Origin of the sequence: Paenimyroides baculatum (assembly GCF_008629655.1) — a bacterium.
In the GTDB taxonomy this organism is placed as follows: Bacteria; Bacteroidota; Bacteroidia; order Flavobacteriales; family Flavobacteriaceae; genus Flavobacterium; species Flavobacterium baculatum.
This window is the reverse complement of record NZ_VWSG01000003.1, coordinates 100,366-118,588: the sequence shown is the minus strand read 5'-3', so window position 1 is coordinate 118,588 and position 18,223 is coordinate 100,366. Positions and strand designations below refer to the sequence as shown.

At 34.2% G+C, this 18,223-nt stretch carries 20 protein-coding genes; 15 read left to right on the top strand and 5 right to left on the bottom strand.

What is annotated here, in order from left to right; genetic code table 11:
- Window positions 1-4: 4 nt before the first annotated feature.
- Window positions 5-325: a hypothetical protein gene (locus F0460_RS05095; protein ID WP_150010930.1), complete on the top strand. Its 321-nt coding sequence runs from the start codon at window positions 5-7 to the stop codon at window positions 323-325.
- Here the strand turns inward: F0460_RS05095 and F0460_RS05090 are convergent.
- Window positions 322-1,329 (bottom strand): PhoH family protein, encoded by a 1,008-nt coding sequence (locus F0460_RS05090; protein ID WP_150010928.1) that lies wholly within the window; start codon window positions 1,327-1,329, stop codon window positions 322-324. The two genes, F0460_RS05095 and F0460_RS05090, sit on opposite strands and share 4 nt — an antisense overlap.
- An 87-nt stretch (window positions 1,330-1,416) precedes the next feature.
- Here F0460_RS05090 and F0460_RS05085 point away from each other — a divergent pair, with 87 nt between their 5' ends.
- From F0460_RS05085 to dnaN, 5 genes are all read left to right on the top strand, one after another.
- Complete coding sequence (locus F0460_RS05085; protein ID WP_150010926.1) at window positions 1,417-2,241, top strand: SAM hydrolase/SAM-dependent halogenase family protein; 825 nt, start codon at window positions 1,417-1,419, stop codon at window positions 2,239-2,241.
- A gap of 13 nt (window positions 2,242-2,254) precedes the next feature.
- Entirely contained in the window at window positions 2,255-2,551 is a 297-nt protein-coding gene (locus tag F0460_RS05080; protein WP_150010924.1) for a putative quinol monooxygenase, read from the top strand.
- A gap of 1 nt (window position 2,552) precedes the next feature.
- The gene (gene gldF / locus F0460_RS05075; RefSeq protein ID WP_150010922.1) at window positions 2,553-3,278 is read left to right on the top strand and encodes a gliding motility-associated ABC transporter permease subunit GldF; all 726 of its coding nucleotides are present in this window, start codon (window positions 2,553-2,555) and stop codon (window positions 3,276-3,278) included.
- Window positions 3,278-4,957 (top strand): gliding motility-associated ABC transporter substrate-binding protein GldG, encoded by a 1,680-nt coding sequence (gene gldG / locus F0460_RS05070; protein ID WP_150010920.1) that lies wholly within the window; start codon window positions 3,278-3,280, stop codon window positions 4,955-4,957. Before gldF ends, gldG begins: the two co-directional genes overlap by 1 nt.
- Window positions 4,958-5,041: 84 nt before the next feature.
- The gene (dnaN, locus tag F0460_RS05065) at window positions 5,042-6,160 is read left to right on the top strand and encodes a DNA polymerase III subunit beta (protein ID WP_150010918.1); all 1,119 of its coding nucleotides are present in this window, start codon (window positions 5,042-5,044) and stop codon (window positions 6,158-6,160) included.
- Window positions 6,161-6,595: 435 nt separating this feature from the next.
- On the opposite strand, the gene F0460_RS05060 is transcribed toward dnaN, so the two are convergent.
- From F0460_RS05060 to F0460_RS05050, 3 genes are read right to left on the bottom strand one after another with little or no spacing between them, the layout of a single operon-like run.
- Window positions 6,596-8,545, bottom strand: a complete 1,950-nt coding sequence (locus tag F0460_RS05060; protein WP_150010916.1) for a heavy metal translocating P-type ATPase — start codon at window positions 8,543-8,545, stop codon at window positions 6,596-6,598.
- A 21-nt stretch (window positions 8,546-8,566) separates the two neighbouring features.
- On the bottom strand, window positions 8,567-9,268 hold the full coding sequence (locus F0460_RS05055; RefSeq protein WP_150010914.1) for a transglutaminase-like domain-containing protein: 702 nt from the start codon (window positions 9,266-9,268) through the stop codon (window positions 8,567-8,569).
- Window positions 9,269-9,326: 58 nt separating this feature from the next.
- Window positions 9,327-9,749, bottom strand: a complete 423-nt coding sequence (locus tag F0460_RS05050) for a Fur family transcriptional regulator (RefSeq protein ID WP_150010912.1) — start codon at window positions 9,747-9,749, stop codon at window positions 9,327-9,329.
- 470 nt (window positions 9,750-10,219) lie between these two features.
- Here F0460_RS05050 and F0460_RS05045 point away from each other — a divergent pair, with 470 nt between their 5' ends.
- The 3 genes from F0460_RS05045 to F0460_RS16150 all read left to right on the top strand — a co-directional run bounded on the left by F0460_RS05045 (window position 10,220) and on the right by F0460_RS16150 (window position 11,071).
- Window positions 10,220-10,426 (top strand): CsbD family protein, encoded by a 207-nt coding sequence (locus F0460_RS05045; protein ID WP_150010910.1) that lies wholly within the window; start codon window positions 10,220-10,222, stop codon window positions 10,424-10,426.
- Between the two features lie 284 nt (window positions 10,427-10,710).
- Window positions 10,711-10,917, top strand: coding sequence for a hypothetical protein (locus F0460_RS05040; RefSeq protein ID WP_150010908.1), 207 nt, complete (start codon window positions 10,711-10,713; stop codon window positions 10,915-10,917).
- On the top strand, window positions 10,910-11,071 hold the full coding sequence (locus tag F0460_RS16150) for a hypothetical protein (protein WP_190304100.1): 162 nt from the start codon (window positions 10,910-10,912) through the stop codon (window positions 11,069-11,071). The genes F0460_RS05040 and F0460_RS16150 overlap by 8 nt, the downstream gene beginning before the upstream one ends.
- Before the next feature lie 181 nt (window positions 11,072-11,252).
- On the opposite strand, the gene F0460_RS16355 is transcribed toward F0460_RS16150, so the two are convergent.
- Window positions 11,253-11,381 carry a hypothetical protein gene (locus F0460_RS16355; RefSeq protein ID WP_262714205.1) on the bottom strand — a complete coding sequence of 43 codons (129 nt, stop codon included), beginning with the start codon at window positions 11,379-11,381 and terminating at the stop codon, window positions 11,253-11,255.
- Between the two features lie 502 nt (window positions 11,382-11,883).
- On the opposite strand from F0460_RS16355, the gene F0460_RS16145 reads away from it, so the two are divergent.
- The 6 genes from F0460_RS16145 to F0460_RS05015 all read left to right on the top strand — a co-directional run.
- Window positions 11,884-12,021: a hypothetical protein gene (locus F0460_RS16145; protein WP_190304099.1), complete on the top strand. Its 138-nt coding sequence runs from the start codon at window positions 11,884-11,886 to the stop codon at window positions 12,019-12,021.
- Between the two features lie 74 nt (window positions 12,022-12,095).
- Entirely contained in the window at window positions 12,096-13,208 is a 1,113-nt protein-coding gene (locus F0460_RS05035) for a DEAD/DEAH box helicase (RefSeq protein ID WP_150011412.1), read from the top strand.
- A 29-nt stretch (window positions 13,209-13,237) separates the two neighbouring features.
- On the top strand, window positions 13,238-13,663 hold the full coding sequence (locus F0460_RS05030; protein ID WP_150010906.1) for a cold-shock protein: 426 nt from the start codon (window positions 13,238-13,240) through the stop codon (window positions 13,661-13,663).
- A gap of 29 nt (window positions 13,664-13,692) precedes the next feature.
- On the top strand, window positions 13,693-13,884 hold the full coding sequence (locus F0460_RS05025) for a cold-shock protein (protein WP_150010904.1): 192 nt from the start codon (window positions 13,693-13,695) through the stop codon (window positions 13,882-13,884).
- 1,206 nt (window positions 13,885-15,090) lie between these two features.
- A complete protein-coding gene (locus tag F0460_RS05020; protein WP_150010902.1) occupies window positions 15,091-15,846 on the top strand; it encodes an SDR family oxidoreductase in 756 nt (251 codons plus the stop codon).
- Between the two features lie 269 nt (window positions 15,847-16,115).
- The coding region (locus F0460_RS05015; protein WP_190304098.1) for a hypothetical protein at window positions 16,116-18,223 on the top strand (2,108 nt) is incomplete at its 3' end.

The window sequence follows — 18,223 nt, the reverse complement described above, 5'->3', positions numbered from 1 at the left end:
AGATATGAATGGATTTTTAATAATAGGAACTTTTTTGTTAGTTAGTTTTTTAATTCCAGTTTTTATTTCTTATTTAATTTTGAAAAAATCAGCTGCATATAAATATTTTACTATTGTTTTTTTCTTATCTGTTTTATCATCTTTTATTGGATTATTGTTTGGTGGGATATTTAATTTAGGATATTTTAAATTTAAAGGAGAAATTTATGATATAGAAACTCTGTTCATTATATATTATTATCAATTAAGTTTACCATTTTTAATAGTTTTTCTTTTGTCATTATTATATTGGATATTAAAAATAACAAACAAAAAATCCGACTAACTCGTCGCATTTTCTGTATTTTGATTGTTATTATGATAATAATTTTGATGCGATGCAAATTCGTTTGCTGTTTCTACAATTTTGTAGGCTTCCACAATTTTCTTAACTAATCGGTGACGTACAATATCTTTATCATCTAAAAATACAAAGCCAATACCTTCTACACCTTCTAAAATACGTAGAGCTTCGCGCAAGCCCGATGTTACTTTTCGCGGTAAATCAACCTGACCCGGATCGCCCGTAATAATAAATTTAGCATTTTTACCCATACGTGTTAAAAACATCTTCATTTGTGAATGGGTGGTATTTTGTGCTTCGTCTAAAATTACAAAAGCATTATCAAGTGTACGTCCACGCATAAATGCCAAAGGCGCAATCTGAATGATTCCTTTTAACAAATAATCTTCTAACGTGGTTGGTGGCAACATATCGCGCAATGCATCGTATAACGGTTGCATGTACGGATCTAACTTTTCTTTCATATCGCCTGGTAAAAAACCTAGATTTTCTCCGGCTTCAACTGCAGGTCGGGTTAAAATAATACGCTTAACCTGTTTTTCCTTTAAAGCTTTCACGGCTAATGCAACACCGGTGTAAGTTTTACCAGTTCCTGCGGGACCAACAGCGAAAACCATATCGTTTTTAAAAACCAAATCGACCATTTTCTGCTGATTAGGTGTGGTTGCCTTAATTAGCTTTCCGCCTAAACCGTGTACCAGAATTTCATCAGATTTATCCATTCTTTGCGGAACATCGTCTAAAATCAATCTTTCGATAATATTTTCGTTCAGTTGGCTGTATTTTTCGTAGTACTTTAAAATTCGATCAAAACGCGTTTGAAACTGGTCTAAAATTTCAGCCTCACCGTAAATCTTCATGGTAGTTCCACGAGCCACAATTTTTAATTTTGGATACAGTTTTTTAATTACCTCTAAATGTATATCCTGCGCACCCCAAAAATCTTTTGGAGTAATATGCTCTAATTCTATTATTCTTTCGTTCAAAAGCTATTAGATTTAATTAAAAAAAATTAGTTTTGTATTATATCAAATGTAACAAAAAATATTAAAAAACACTAACAAAAAATATTAATGTCAATTATTACGCTAACAACAGATTACGGTATTAAGGATCATTTTGTTGCATCGGTAAAAGGTAAAATAATGACCGAATTGCCGTTGGTGCAAATAATTGATATTTCGCACTGTATAGATTTATATAACATTGCCAATGCAAGTTATGTGTTGTTTGGGGCGTACAATAATTTTCCGAAAGGCAGTTTGCACATGGTTTTGGTTGAAGCTGAAATGTTCGATCAAACATCATTTCTGCTTACAAAATTTAACGATCACTTTTTTTTAACGGCAAACAACGGAGCTATTACTTTATTGGCAACTGCCGATGACGAAACGGAAATTGTAGATTTAAATATTCCGAATTCATGCAACGATACCGTTTCTTTATACACCCACATTGCAAAACAACTTTTTAATAATGTACCTTGCAGCAGTTTGGGTACTAAAATTAATTATAACGATTGTGAGCTTTTAGTGGAATTGCGTCCGAAAGTTGCCGATGACGAAAATTCGATTAGAGGATCTGTTATTTATATAGATCATTACGGAAATGCCGTTACTAATATTTCTAAAGATTTGTTTGAACGCATTAGGAATGGACGAAAATACGTTATTAATGCGGTTAGATACCGTATTACAAAGATTAACGAGTATTATGCCGATTTTAATACAGACAGTAAAACGTTGCGTGAATATGAAGGCGATATGTTGTTTATATTTAATGATTTAGATTTTTTACAAATGTCGATTTATAAGTCCGATTATGAGAATGTAGGAAATGCGAAAACCCTTTTTGGTGTATCGTACCGCGACACTGTTATTATAGAATTTACCGAATAAATAAATTTAAAATATGTTTATTAGAATAGTTAAAATGAGTTTTCACGAAGAGAAAATTCCGATGTTTTTACAACACTTTCACGGTGTTAAAATGAATATCAGAAATTTTCCGGGGAACAATTTTTTAGAAATTTATCAAGACAAAAGCAACCCGAGTATCTTTTTCACGTATTCTATTTGGAACGAAGAAACGGATCTAGAAAACTACCGAAATTCTGATCTTTTTAAAGATGTTTGGGCATTTACAAAAGCGCTTTTTAATGATAAGCCCGAAGCGTGGAGTGTTGATAAATTAGTATCGTTACCATAATATGAAAGCTATTTTACTACGAGAAATCAAATCGTTTTTTGGTTCGTTAACAGGTTATCTGGTTATTGCCGTGTTTTTAATTTTAAATGGAATTTTCCTTTGGATTGTAGACGGGCAGTACAACATTTTACAAAGCGGTTATAACGATTTAAGTCCGTTTTTTCAATTGGCACCTTTGGTTTTGCTTTTGCTGATTCCTGCAATTACTATGAAAAGTATTTCAGACGAGCGTAAACAAGGAACCATTGAACTATTGGTAACAAAGCCATTAAGTTTAAACCAAATTGTTATCGGCAAGTTTTTAGGCGCCTTTTTACTGGTTGTGCTGGCAATTTTACCAACGGTTTTATACATTATTATTTTAAACCCGTACGGAATGCCTGCAGGAAATATGGATTTAGGCAGCACATTAGGTTCTTATTTAGGACTGATGTTCTTAATTGCAGCTTACACAAGCATCGGAATTTTCTGCTCGTCGTTGTCAGACAATCAAATTGTGGCGTTTATTTTAGCGGTAATAATCTGTTTTGTACTTTATTTAGGGTTCGATCAATTAGCAGAATTGTTCAAATCATCTGCAACATTAATAGAAAAATTAGGAATAAGCTATCATTTTAAAAGTATAAGTCGCGGTGTTATTGATACCCGAGATTTGATCTACTTTATTTCGGTAACCGCTTTCTTTTTAATGGCAACTGTGTTTAACCTAAAAAACGTTCGTAAATAATGAAAAAGCAAAAAAGTATACAATCGTTTTTAGGCATTGCAGCAGTATTAATTGTTTTGAATATTGCAGGAAGTTTTATTTTTCAAAGGTTTGATCTAACTTCAGATAAAAGATATACGCTTTCAGAAGCTACTAAAAATGTGCTAGGCAACTTAACCGAGCCAATTTTTATTGATGTTTATTTAGAAGGAAATTTCCCTGCCGAATTACGCAAACTGCAAACCGAAAGCAAGCAGTTGTTAGAAGAATTCAACGCCTACAATAGCAACGTTAACTTTTTGTTTGTTGATCCGTTATCAGCTGAAAACGAAGCCGGGAAAATGGCTGAAAATCTTTTTGCAAATGGAATGAAACCGATCAATATTTCTGTAAACGATAAAGGCAAGCAGTCGCAAGAAATGGTTTTTCCGTGGGCAGTTGCTACAAAAGGCGAAAAAAGAGCAAAAATTCAGTTGCTTAAAAATGCCATGACAGCTACAACCGAAGATAAAATTGCATCGTCTGTTCAGCATTTAGAATATGCAATAACCGAAGCAATTCATAAGGTTAATACCGAAAAATCTAAAAAAATCGCGATTATTAAAGGAATAGGCCAACCAGATGATGTGTACATTGCCGATTTTCTTCGAACCTTAAAAGACAGTTATTTCATAGCACCTTTTACGTTAGACAGCGTTGCGACAAATCCGCAGAAAACCTTAAAAGATTTACAGGCATACGATTTAGCGATTATTGCCAAGCCTACAAAAGAGTTCAGTGAAAATCAAATTCAGGTGTTGGATCAGTTTGTAATGAACGGCGGAAAATCAATCTGGATGTTGGATCAGGTTCAGGCAGATATGGACAGTTTGTACAATGCTACAAGCGAAATGCTGGTGTACCCGAAAGATCAAAGTTTAGGCGAAATGCTGTTTAAATACGGTGTGCGTGTAAATCCCGATTTGGTTAAAGACGAAATGGGATCGCCAATAAAACTGGCAGTTGGCCAGCAAGGCAGTGAAACCGTTTATGAAACCTTCAATTGGAAATTTGCGCCGTATGTTGTTGGTTCTTCAGCACATCCAATCGTAAATAATATCGATGTGGTAAAATTCGATTTTGCAAACAGTATCGATACGTTGAAAAACAACATCAAGAAAACGGTATTATTGTCGTCATCGCCTTATTCTGTTAAGGTCGGAACGCCAAGTATCGTAAGTTTATCGAAAACCATTCAAGAAAAAATCGATCCTAAAACCATAAAAACACAATCGTTTCCGCTGGCAGTTTTGTTAGAAGGGAATTTTACATCGGTCTTTAAAAACAGAATCGTTCCTTTTAAAACTGATAATTATCTTACAGAAGGAAAACCGACAAAGATGATTGTAATTTCTGATGGTGATATCGTTAAAAACCAGCTGGATCAGGATTCTCAACCAATGGAATTAGGTTACGATAAATGGACAAACACCTTGTACGGAAACAAAGAGTTCTTGGTAAACGCTGTAAATTATCTGTTAGATGATAACGGCTTGATTAATTTAAGAACCAAACAGGTGAAATTAGCGTTGCTTGACAAAGAAAAAGTGTATACCGATTACAACTACATTCAAATAATAATTGTGGTTTTACCATTAGCTGTATTGGCTGTTTTCGGATTTGTTTTTACTTTTTTACGCAAAAAGAAATACACAAAATAGTTGCTAAAATAAAGTTTTATTTTTCGCTTTAAAAGAAATATATTTGTAGAAACCTGCCAACATAGGCATTAATAAAATAAACGGATGAAATTTATTGTATCGAGCTCGTATCTATTGAAACAATTACAAGTTTTAGGAAGCGTTATCAACAGTAACAACACCTTACATATTCTTGATAATTTCTTATTTGAACTTGATCAAAATCAATTAAAAGTATCGGCATCGGATTTGGAAACAACCATGACGGCTACTTTAGAGATTGAATCAACAAGTGAAGGATCTATTGCAGTTCCGGCACGTTTGTTATTAGAAACCCTAAAAACGTTCCCTGAACAACCGTTAACTTTCACAGTGAAAGACAACAGTACTATTGAAATTAGTTCAGATTTAGGAAAATACGTTTTAGCATATTTACCTGGCGACGAGTTTCCGAAAGCAGAAATGTTAGAAGATCCGTCGAAAGCTGAAATTGGAGCCGAAATATTGCACACCGCAATAAGTAAAACTATTTTTGCTGCCGGTAACGATGATTTACGTCCGGTAATGTCGGGTGTTTATTTTCAGTTTGCACCAACAGGAGTAATTTTTGTTGCTACCGATGCGCATAAATTGGTTAAATATTCAAGAACCGATGTTACAAGTTCTGCAGAAGCAAACTTTATCATGCCTAAAAAACCTTTGAACATTTTAAAGAATATTTTGGCAACATCTGACGCAGCGGTTTCTATTGAATACAATGATTCTAATGCAATGTTTAGTTTTGATAATTATACGTTGATCTGTAGATTGATCGATGGAAAATACCCTAATTACGAAGCGGTAATTCCAAAAGAAAATCCAAACAAGCTGATTATTTCTCGTACGCAGTTTTTAAGCTCGGTTCGTCGTGTGGCTATTTACGCTAACAAAACAACGCACCAGATTCGTTTAAAAATTGCAGGAACAGAATTGAACATTTCTGCTGAAGATATCGACTATTCAAACAAGGCAGACGAACGTTTGACGTGTGATTATAAAGGCGATGATATGCAGATTGGTTTTAACTCTCGCTTTTTAAGTGAAATGTTAACCAACTTACAGTCAGACGAAATACAACTTGAAATGTCGTTACCAAACCGCGCCGGAATTTTAACTCCAATCGATGGTTTAGACGAAGGCGAAACAGTAACAATGCTTGTTATGCCGGTAATGTTGAATAATTAAGAAATAAAAAAGTGGGGATTAACCCACTTTTTGCTTTATAAGTGTAAAAATATGCATTTCTATTGTGAAAAGAGAAATAATTTCAGTAAAATAATTTCAGTAAAATAATATATTTCTTAATGGCTTTTATATTATAGATGATAATGTGAATAGCTTCTTTTTTATTAAATTTATCATAGCTATACAATATATTTTTAAGAAAAGCACTATTCTTTATTATCTTTTTATTGTTTTGTTTGTAGGTGTTTTTCGAAAACATCCAAAGAGTTAATTGAAAAGCTACTTTGGTAAATTTTAGCGAATCTTGAAGAGAATCTATTTCCTTTAATGTGCGGTTTTCGAGAAAAAGTTCATAATCAAAGCACCAGCAACAATAAAAATAGTCTTATACTTCTTATTGTTTTCGCTCTGTTGTTTGCTCTTCATCTGGATTATTTAAAATTTCATCCTCTGAATCCTCACCGCATTTAAAATGGACAATAATGCCACACCTACGTCTGCAAAAACAGCTTCCCACATTGTGGCTAAACCACCTGCTCCCAAAATAAGCACAATCCCTTTTACTACAAATGCTAAAATGATATTCTGCCAAACTATTTTCTTAGTTTGCTTCCCGATGTTTATTGCCATTGGGATTTTGCTTGGCTTATCATCCTGAATTACAACATCCGCAGTTTCAATAGTGGCATCACTTCCTAAACCGCCCATTGCAATCCCTACATCGCTCAAAGCCACTACCGGCGCATCATTCACGCCATCGCCAACAAAAGCAACGGTTTCGTTTTTGGCTTTCAATTCTTTTACTTTATTAACTTTATCTTCCGGCAATAAATCGCCAAAGGCATTATTAATTCCCAATTTATCGGCAACAAATTTTACCACGGTGCTTTTATCTCCACTCAGCATGGTGGTTTTTACACCGAATGCTTTTAGTTTGTCAATCGTAATTTGTGCATCTTCTTTAATGCTGTCGGCAATGGTAATGTAACCTGCAAATTTTCCATCATAAGCAATGGCGATTAAAGTATAAACAATCGTACTTGGGTCTAAATCATAACTGATATTGAACTTGTTCATCAGTTTGAAATTCCCTACCAATAATTCTTTTCCGTTTACGATAGCTTTTAAACCGTGACCTGCTATTTCTTCTGTGTTTTCTAATTTTATAGAATTGTTAATTTCTCCTACATATTGATGAATGGCTGTGGCAACAGGATGCGTACTCTGGCTTTCCAAAGCATTGACTAATTTTAGAATTTCGTCTTTATTCAATTCAGGTTTCAAATTAACTTCCTGCACTTTGAAAACGCCTTCGGTCATCGTTCCGGTTTTATCCATCACAACATTCTGAATACCTGCAATTACATCTAAAAAGTTACTTCCTTTGAATAAAATTCCATTTTTAGATGCTGCACCAATTCCACCAAAATATCCTAAAGGAATACTGATAACCAAAGCGCACGGACAAGAAATAACAAGGAAAACCAATGCTCGGTATAGCCAAGTTTTGAACTCGTAATTTTCAACAAAAGCAAAAGGCAAGAGGCAAATGGCAATTGCTAACAACACCACAATCGGGGTGTAAATTTTTGCAAATTTTCTGATGAATAATTCTGTTGGTGCTTTTTGTGCGGTGGCGTTTTGAACCAATTCCAAAATCTTTGATAGCTTACTATCTGTATATGCCGTGGTTACTTTTACTTGTGCTACGGTGTTTAAATTTATCATTCCTGCTAAAACAGTTTCGCCTTTTGTTTTGGTGTCGGGTTTGCTTTCTCCGGTTAATGCAGCGGTGTTGAATGAGGCTATTTCTGATAATAATTCGCCATCTAAACCCAATTTTTCTCCGGGTTTTAATTGAATGATATTTCCGATATTTCCGCTTTCAGCTTTTACGGTTTTAGGTTGGTTGTTTTCTAAAATTGTTACTTCATCAGGTCTTTGGTCAAGCAAGGTTTTTATACTGGCTTTTGCTCTTGTTACGGCTAATGTTTGAAAAACTTCGCCAACGGCGTAAAACAACATTACGGCAACAGCTTCGGGATATTCGCCAATGGCAAATGCTCCGATGGTAGCAATGCCCATTAATAAAAATTCTGAAAACACATCGCTTTTAGGGATGCTTTCAAATGCTTCTTTAATTACAGGAAAACCAACAGGTGCATAGGCAACAAGATACCAAACAATTCTGACCCAACCTGTAAACCAGGATTGCGGAAACCAATTATCAAAAGAAATTGCCAGAATTAATAATACAAATGAAATTACTGCCGGTAAAAAAAGTTTAAAAGAACTTCCTTCATTTGCGCTGTGATCATGTCCGTTGTGATCGTGATCATGATCATGATGTTTTGTATGCTGATGATTGTGCTGTGTATCTTTCATAAATTTGTATTTTAAATTACATTACTTTGAATTTCTGATTCTTTCCACATTACTGTTCATTATATGCCGGACGAAGTTTTTAAAAACAAATCTTTTAAAAGCATTCAATTTTTGTTGATGCTTTCTGTAAAATTCATCGGGAGTATCAAATACACCAAAATCTTGATTAATGCCTTTGTCCTGAATAAATGTATTGTTTAAACTCCAATCTATTGCAGGGTTTTGAAAATTATCTGTGTAAACTCCAAAACCACAAAAAGTAGTTTTACATTCGGGGTTTTCTTGCTGAAGTTTACCCAGATATACTTTATCTAAAATTACACCCTCCATAAAATACCATTGTTTGTTAACCAAAACTTCAACCCAACTGTGCAAGATATTTTGTGGCGATAGTATATACCAAATTCCTGTAATCGCTCCTTTTTGCAATGCTTTATCAATTGTAAAACCATGAATACGGTTAGGAATCTCAACAGCTCGCAACAAGGTCATTAACAACGTTGCTTTAGTGTTGCATTGTCCAAAGCCGTTTTTCAAGATTTCGGAAGCAGCAATATCATCAGCCGTATTGTATCCAAACTTAATTTCGTCTCTTACAAAATTGTAAATACTTTTAATTCGATCGACAACTTCCAATTTTTTCCATTGTTTTTGTTCAATAAGTTTCTGTATGCTTTTGTCGCTGTAATCTAGTAGCTGTGTTTCTTTCAGATAGTTTTTCATGACAGTTGTTACTTAATTTTATTATTACAACAAATTTAAGCAGGACGTACGTGCAATGCTATTGCAAACTTTCTTTCATACAGTTTTCACAAATGCCTTTTGCAAAAAAACGTATTTCATCGATACGGTATTCCAGTCTCTCACTTTTCGGAATTATAAAATCCTCCTTACAGGTCGTTTTTTTACACATCTTACAATAAAAATGCAGATGTCTGTCTTTGTGTGTCTCCTGATCGCATCCATCGTGGCACAACATGTATTTTGTAGTGTTGTTTTCCTGAATACTGTGAACAATTCCATTTTCTTCAAAAGTTTTTAAGGTTCTGTAAATGGTAACCCTGTCAGCCTTGTAAAAATGATGTTCTATTTCAGATAAGGACATTGCGGTCTGCTGTTGTTCTAAAAAGTCAAAAACCAGAATACGCATGCTTGTAGGTGTGGTTTTTTTATCTAGAAGTTTTTTTTCTGTATCTTTTTTCATGTTGAAACAATTTTAGTGTGCATGCCCGTCACCCGAATTGGTAAGTTTGGCATTTATAAAAAAGGCTCCTTTTATTACCACATGGGTATCATGCGGAATCTCGTTAAGTGACTTTATTGTTGGTTTAGATTTTTCATTTAATTACTATGTTGTTGTAAAATGATTGATGACTTATTTTTAATATGGAGATAACTCTCGATTTTCGCTTTTATTATCTTAAATTCATTAATTATTTACACATGGAACATTTATTTGGGACTTTCATTCTTTAATATGCACGAGATGGATACTGTACATTAGTTCATATTTTTGAAAAACACTGTCAAACTTTGAAAAGGTACAACAGCTGTTAATGATATATATTAAATTTGTATTTTAATGATTTTCAATTAATTCGCTATTGTGATTATTGCACTTATGTATGCCTACATTTACATATCAGCATTTAAGCTGTGACAAAATAATTTACCATGGAAAACAATCCAAAGCAAGAAGGTTTCAAAACTACAAATTGGGATGCATCGTCAAAAAAGTTAAAAGAACAGTTTTCACAATTGACAGACGACGATTTAAAATTTGAAGCAGGTAAAGGAAACGAATTGTTGAACCGTATTGAAACACGTATCAACAAAAAAAGATCAGAAGTTATTGATATAATTAACAAACATCAGAAATAGAGTTTGGTTTACTATTAAAAGAATATTATGAATAATTGATTAAAAGCGGACAACTGTCCGCTTTTTTTATAAACTTTAAAAAAGAGTATTATCAGATTTAATAGCGTACCTTTAAAAACATCTTTGTTTTATTTAAATTTCACCTGCCCGGTTGGGTAGGTGTTTTATTTTTAATCATTTGGTGTTTTTGCATCTAAAGCGGTTTATTATCACTACCTTGTATAACTTATAAAATGCAATAGAAACTACTTAAAAAGTTTTTTAAATCTTTAAATGATAAAATTATGAAAGTAGTAAGATGGCTTACCTATCCCGAATGCCGGCCACAGGAATCGGGTCTGTACATGGTAAACAGAAAATTAAATAATATGTATTTGACCGTTTTGTCTTATTTTGATATCGTTACCAGCCAATGGTACGACTCTAACGATCGAGAGAGTAATATAGAGTGGGTCAGTGCATTCAATCCTTTTAAGGTTAGATATGTTTAGCGTGCATATAGGTAAAACAGACAGATTTATTCTTGTGGTTATAGCGATTTTAGCACCGCTTTTAATCATAGCAATGATACATTTCTTGAACAGAAACGTAAAAAGTGTGTACGACAACGTACTTACAGAACAGTTAAGTCCCGAAGTTCTTTAATCGGAACTTAAAATAAAGCACCTGAAAAATGGTGTTTTTTGTTATCTGCAATTTTAAGAAAACAAAATCTCCTCAAAGAAAAGGTTATTGAAAATAGTTCAGCCAGAAATTTTGTAGCATCGCTACATAAAACAATTGAGGTGTAGATGATAGCGTTTAGCTTTAGGCTGCTTTTAAAAATTTATTTTTTGCGAGTGTTCGCTTTTGCAGTGTAGTAAAATCCTATAAACTCTTGTACAGTTATTGCAAGTACAATAACTCCAACAGCGGTGCCTGCAAAAAGCAGTGTATATTTAATTAAATCGGTCATATTTGTAAAGATACCCATTATTAAATGGAAATTACGCGTTTTGCAGGTTCTTTTTTATTTAATGCTTGATATCGTTTAAACTATATCGTTGCTACTTATTAAAAAAGCATGTAAGATTACTTGCGATATCAGAGTATGTGAGTGATGTTGTTATAATAAAATCAAAAAATATAGTTTTTGAAAATAAATATTTAATAATTTTAATTAAAAAAAGTATAAATATTAAAATATTTTTATATCTTTGTAAAGAATTTATTAACAGGCTTTTGTTTTTGCCTCTTCTGAAAAAGTTTAACCATCAATTTTTCTCTCTCAGTCTTGACTTTCCTCAGTTGCCACTTTTATTTTTAAAAAGATTTCATTGGCAAATCTGAAATGTGTCTTTAAGAAAGCACATACAAGATTTATAGTTTTCCCACAGGTAAAATATCAACAGTAAAATCATTGCACATTTCCTGTTATCCATTAAGCTGATTAAAAAAAGCTTTACGGGATTTAAAAAATGCAGACACGTAGCGGTGCGCTTCATATAAGGAATTTGCAAACCAACAGCAGTCATTATAGTAGTGACGCATTAAAAAAGTATGTACTTAACCGTAAACCGCTGTTTACTGTTGTAAAAGAGGAACTGCTTTTTTAGCAAATCCGATAATTTTGACCGCATACGGCAGTTGGGAAAATCGAAATGAAACCGGTATTCCGGTACATATCATTATGAATTTTAAAGAATTAAACATTATACCGCCTATTATGAAGGCAGTTACAGAAGCCGGATATACAAAGGCAACCGAAATACAGCATCAAACCATACCACACATACTTAACGGAAACGATGTAATTGGTTGCGCACAGACCGGAACAGGAAAAACGGCATCGTTTGCCATACCAGTTTTACAGTTGTTAGATAAAAATAAAGAAACAGTGAAAGGTATCCGTACCTTGATACTTACACCAACTAGGGAACTGGCAGTACAGATAAGCGAAAATTTCAAGACCTACGGAATGTTTCTAAACCTAAAACATCTGGCAATTTTTGGCGGTGTGCCGCAGGGAAAACAGGTAGCTGCACTAAACAGAGGTGTGGATATATTGATAGCAACTCCGGGCAGACTTTTAGATCTAGTGTCACAAGGCTGTATTAAATTGTCACATATTGAAATATTGGTACTTGACGAAGCCGACCGTATGTTGGATATGGGCTTTGTAAACGATGTTAAAAAAATCCTTGCTAAAGTTCCAGCAAAAAGACAAACACTGTTTTTCTCGGCTACTATGCCACAGGAAATAAGAAAGTTTGCACATTCAATACTTAACAACCCGAAAGAAATAAACGTTACACCGGTATCATCAACAGCAGAAACGGTAAAACAATCGGTATATTTTGTTGAAAAGAATGATAAGTTCGATCTGCTTGTTCATATTCTAGATGATCAGACCATTAATCGGTCATTGGTTTTTGCAAGAACAAAACACGGTGCAGACAAGCTCGTAAAAAACCTGCTTAAATCAGGTATTCATGCTGCTGCAATACATGGTAATAAATCACAAAATGCCAGACAAAGGGCGTTGGACGATTTTAAAAATTCAAAAATACGGGTTCTTATAGCTACTGATATTGCCGCAAGGGGAATCGATATAGACGAACTGCCACATGTGGTAAACTATGAACTGCCTAACGTACCCGAAACGTACGTGCACAGAATAGGTAGAACCGGACGTGCAGGTTATGAAGGAACCGCAGTTTCATTTTGCGACCACGAAGAAAAAAAGGAACTGATCAATATACAGAAACTTATAGGCTTTAATATGTCGGTTGCAGTACAATAAAGCTCAATTATTAATTTAAACGATACAACATGGCAGAATCTTTTACAAAGAAAGAATATACCAAGAAAAAAATAAAGAAATTAAAGGACAAGCAGTTAAGAAGGGAAGATCGAAAAGACAATAACAATAAAGGCAAAACCCTTGACGATATGATTGTTTATGTTGATGTAAACGGACACTTTACAGAAGTGCCACCGCATCTTCAAAACAGAGATGCAGATTTGGCTAGAGCAAAAAAGGCACAGGAATCGGCAGCACGTCATAATGATGATTTTACCGGAATAGTAACCTATCTTAGCGAAAAAGGCTTTGGTTTTATTACAGAAGACGGAAGTGGAGAAAATGTTTTTTTCCATGTAGGACAGCTTAGCCAAACGATTGAAAAGCACAATAAAGTGAGCTATAAAAAAGAACTGACACCGAGAGGATATCAGGCAATTGAAGTTAAAAAATAACAGAATAATTAATTTAAATAAATAACAAGATGCAAGAAGGCACAGTTAAATTTTTCAATGAAACTAAAGGATTTGGTTTTATTTCGCAAACAAATGGTAACGAAGATGTATTTGTACATAATTCAGGATTATTGGATGAAGTACGTGAGAATGACGAAGTAACATTTGATATCGAACGCGGACAAAAAGGTCTTATGGCGGTTAACGTTAAAAGAAAATAACAACAATCTGTTTGTTAAAAAAATAGGGGTATACAAGTAATTGTATACCTTTTTTTATTGCTAAAAATATAGTTGTTTTTTTAATTACAAAGATCCACTAACTATGAAATATCGTGTGGATAACTTAATGGTTTTTAAGAATAAAAAAATAAGGTGGAACAGACCTTTCTGTAGCCACCTTATCTAAATAAAAACGAGTGCATTTACTGTTGTATGCTATATTTTAACTTTCTTTGAAAGTATGGGCACAATATATTTAATAGATTTTTTAACTGATTAAAAAGCTGTTGGTATAAATTATTATCGATGCGCCACCTATGATAATTAATAATACAGCTAATAACCGATCATTTATTTTTTTTCTGTCTGTCATAACGTTTGTTTTTAAATTAATATTTAATTGAATTAGTTATGCAAATCATTGAACTGCTTTCTGGATAGTATAAAACTTATCCTAAGTAATATCAGGATTCTGCGTAAAAATTAAACACAGACCTGCTTTCGATAAGTTTTTTCTTAATAAAGACTTTTGATTATATCTTGTTCTGATGTTATCTCTTATTCTTGTTGAGATTAAACAAAACAAATGATGGTATAATGATGAAAATCTAAACGTAATATGCTCTAATATAAAAATAGAGTGGGGTAAAGATTTAAATAATTTGCTTGAAATTCATGTTCAATGAAGCATTTTGTCAAAGATACAGAATTTCAAGCTCTTATCCAAAAAAGAAGCCTGTATTATGGTTTTATTGCGATTGATTCGTATTTAAACTTTAATGGAAATTATTAATCGTAAGCAAAATGTTGATAGTTTCTGTTTAACCTGAAAAAGAATTAGCAAAATGATAGTAAGTTTATTTTTAATATAAATTGATACTGATATAATTTTGTAATTTATTTTACTACTATATACCAGTTTTGATAAAATAAGACTCAAACTTTATGTGTAAATAACAATTTAGTTTTCTTAGAAATATCTTTCATTATGAAAAGTAATGCAGAATCACAGAAAGACGTACAAAATGCTATTAAAGAGGAACTTTTATTGCATGTTGCTGGAATTAGTGTAAGTTATAGATATAATATTTAAGCATTAAATATAGCAAAATGTTGCTATTGATTAAGAGTAATTGTTTGATAAATTTACTTTATAACAACTGTTTACATTTTTTTAGTAAACACATATTTAGAAAGAAATTTATTATGAGAAACAACGATTTAAAAGGTAAAGTAGTTCTTATTGCTGGAGGTGGTAAGAATTTGGGAGCGCTATTAAGCAGAAATTTTGCTGCTAAAGGTGCCAAATTAGCTATTCATTATAACAGTGAAGGTTCAAAAGCAGAAAGTGAAAAAACTTTGGCAGATGTTCAAGCAATGGGAGCAGAGGCATTTTTGTTTCAGGGCGATCTAACAAAAGTAGCTAATGTGTCAAAGTTTTTTGATATGACTATATCTAAATTTGGTGGAATTGATATTGCTATAAATACTGTTGGTATGGTATTGAAAAAACCTTTTGTTGATACTACAGAAGAAGAATATGATACTATGTCAGATGTAAACTCAAAAGCGGCTTATTTCTTTCTTCAGGAAGCAGGTAAAAAAGTTAATAAAAATGGTAAAATCTGCACAATTTTAACCTCACTATTGGCTGCGTACACCGGATTGTATTCAACATATGCTGGTATGAAAGCACCTGTAGAGCACTTCACAAGAGCAGCTTCAAAGGAATTTGGAGAAAGAGGTATCTCTGTAACAGCAGTAGCTCCGGGTCCTATGGATACACCATTTTTTTATGGACAGGAATCAGATGATGCTGTAGCTTATCATAAATCAGCTTCGGCTTTGGGTGGACTGACCGATATTAAGGATATAGCTCCATTAGTAGAATTTTTGGTGACAGATGGTTGGTGGATTACTGGTCAGACAATCTTTGCTAATGGCGGGTATACAACAAGATAATTTTTATTAGGTTTAATGTAGTTAAAAGTTGTAAAAGCTGGTTGGATTTGATCCAACCAGCTTTTTAGTTATAAAAATTGGACTTAAAAAAATAGATCTTTCATTAAATTTCAGGATGATAACATTTTATAAAACTTAGTATTCTTCGTTTATATCTATTTTATAGAATAGATCAAAAAAATAGCAAATTCTTGCTATTTGTACCTCTTGATTTTAGATTAATTTAACATTTTAGAAAATGATAATAATTAACTAAATGGAATAATGCTATGAATAAAAAATTACTTTCGGTATCTTTATTATTAGTAGGCTTACAGTCTTATAGTCAGGTTGGTATAGGAACTTTAACTCCAAACCAGTCAACACAATTGGATGTTGTATCCAACAATAAAGGTATTTTAATTCCACGAGTGGGGTTAACCAGTTCAGTAGACGCGTCAACCATCCAGAATGGTAACGTTAACAGTTTGTTAGTATTTAACACAAATACTCAAAACGATGTTACACCAGGTTATTACTATTGGTATGATGACAGATGGATGCGTATTGTTAACGATGCCGATGTTGTAGCATTAGATAAAAACACAACCAATCAAAGTTTAACAGTAGTTGGAACAGATTTAGTACTGACAGACAGTGATGGTAATACCGTTTCTATACCTTTGTCGTCAATAAATATCCCGACATCGGTAGTTAAAAACCCTGACGGGACTTATACTTTCACAAACGAAGCCGGAGATACTATTATAATTGATGCTACCGATAATGTCATTAATAATATAGAAACTATTTTAGGTGATGTCAACGTATTAAACGAGTTGATCGAGGTATTGGGCGATACTTATGTGGGCGGGAATGTTTATTACGATGGAACACAATTTACGTATGTAGACCAATCAGGAGCTACACATGTAATCAACATGCAGGATATTGTAAAAGCGAACGAAACGGTAACGACCCTTGCAGACAACGGCAACGGAACTTATACGTATACCAGCGAAGACGGAACGATCACCAATATCGATGTACCAGCATCAGTAGTGAACCAGTTCGAGAGCATCTACAACGATATTGTAAACGAAGCGATCACAGTAAACGGTGATACTTACACAAGCTTTGAAGAATACTTAACTCATGTAGCAAACGAAGCGATCACCATTGGCGGCAGTGACTTCATCGATGTAACGGGAAGCGGCACAGCAGCCGATCCATACCAAGTATCAATAGCAGAAGGTGCAGCGAATTCAATGCTGATCACCAATGCAGCAGGCGATGTAGAATGGGCAAGCTTATCAACGATTGTAAAAGCAAATGAGACTGTAACCACGTTGGTTAACAACGGAGACGGAACCTATACCTATACAAACGAAGCAGGCGTACCAACAATCATTGACGTACCGGCAGCGGTAGTAAACCAGTTCGAGAGCATCTATAACGATATTGTAAACGAAGCGATCACAGTAAACGGAGACACTTACACAAGCTTTGAAGAATACTTAACCAATGTAGCAAACGAAGCGATCACCATTGGCGGCAGTGACTTTATCGATGTAACGGGAAGCGGCACAGCAATCGATCCATACCAAGTATCGATCAAAGAAGGCGCAGCCAACTCTATGTTGATCACCAATGCAGCAGGCGATGTAGAATGGGCAAGCTTATCAACCATTGTAAAAGCAAACGAAACGGTAACCACTTTGGTTAACAACAACGACGGAACCTATACCTATACAAACGAAGCAGGCGTACCGACAATCATTGACGTACCAGCAGCAGTAGTAAACCAGTTCGAGAGCATCTATAACGATATTGTAAACGAAGCGATCACCATCAACGGCGACACTTACACAAGCTTTGAAGAATACTTAACTCATGTAGCAAACGAAGCGATCACCATTGGTGGCAGCGAGTTCATCACGGTAACGGGAGCAGGAACAGCAGCAAGTCCATATGTAGTATCAATAGCAGAAGGTGCAGCGAATTCAATGCTGATCACCAATGCAGCAGGCGATGTAGAATGGGCAAGCTTATCAACGATTGTAAAAGCAAATGAGACTGTAACCACGTTGGTTAACAACGGAGACGGAACCTATACCTATACAAACGAAGCAGGCGTACCAACAATCATTGACGTACCGGCAGCGGTAGTAAACCAGTTCGAGAGCATCTATAACGATATTGTAAACGAAGCGATCACAGTAAACGGAGACACTTACTCAAGCTTTGAAGAATACTTAACCAATGTAGCAAACGAAGCGATCACCATTGGCGGCAGTGACTTTATCGATGTAACAGGAAGCGGCACAGCAATCGATCCATACCAAGTATCGATCAAAGAAGGCGCAGCCAACTCTATGTTGATCACCAATGCAGCAGG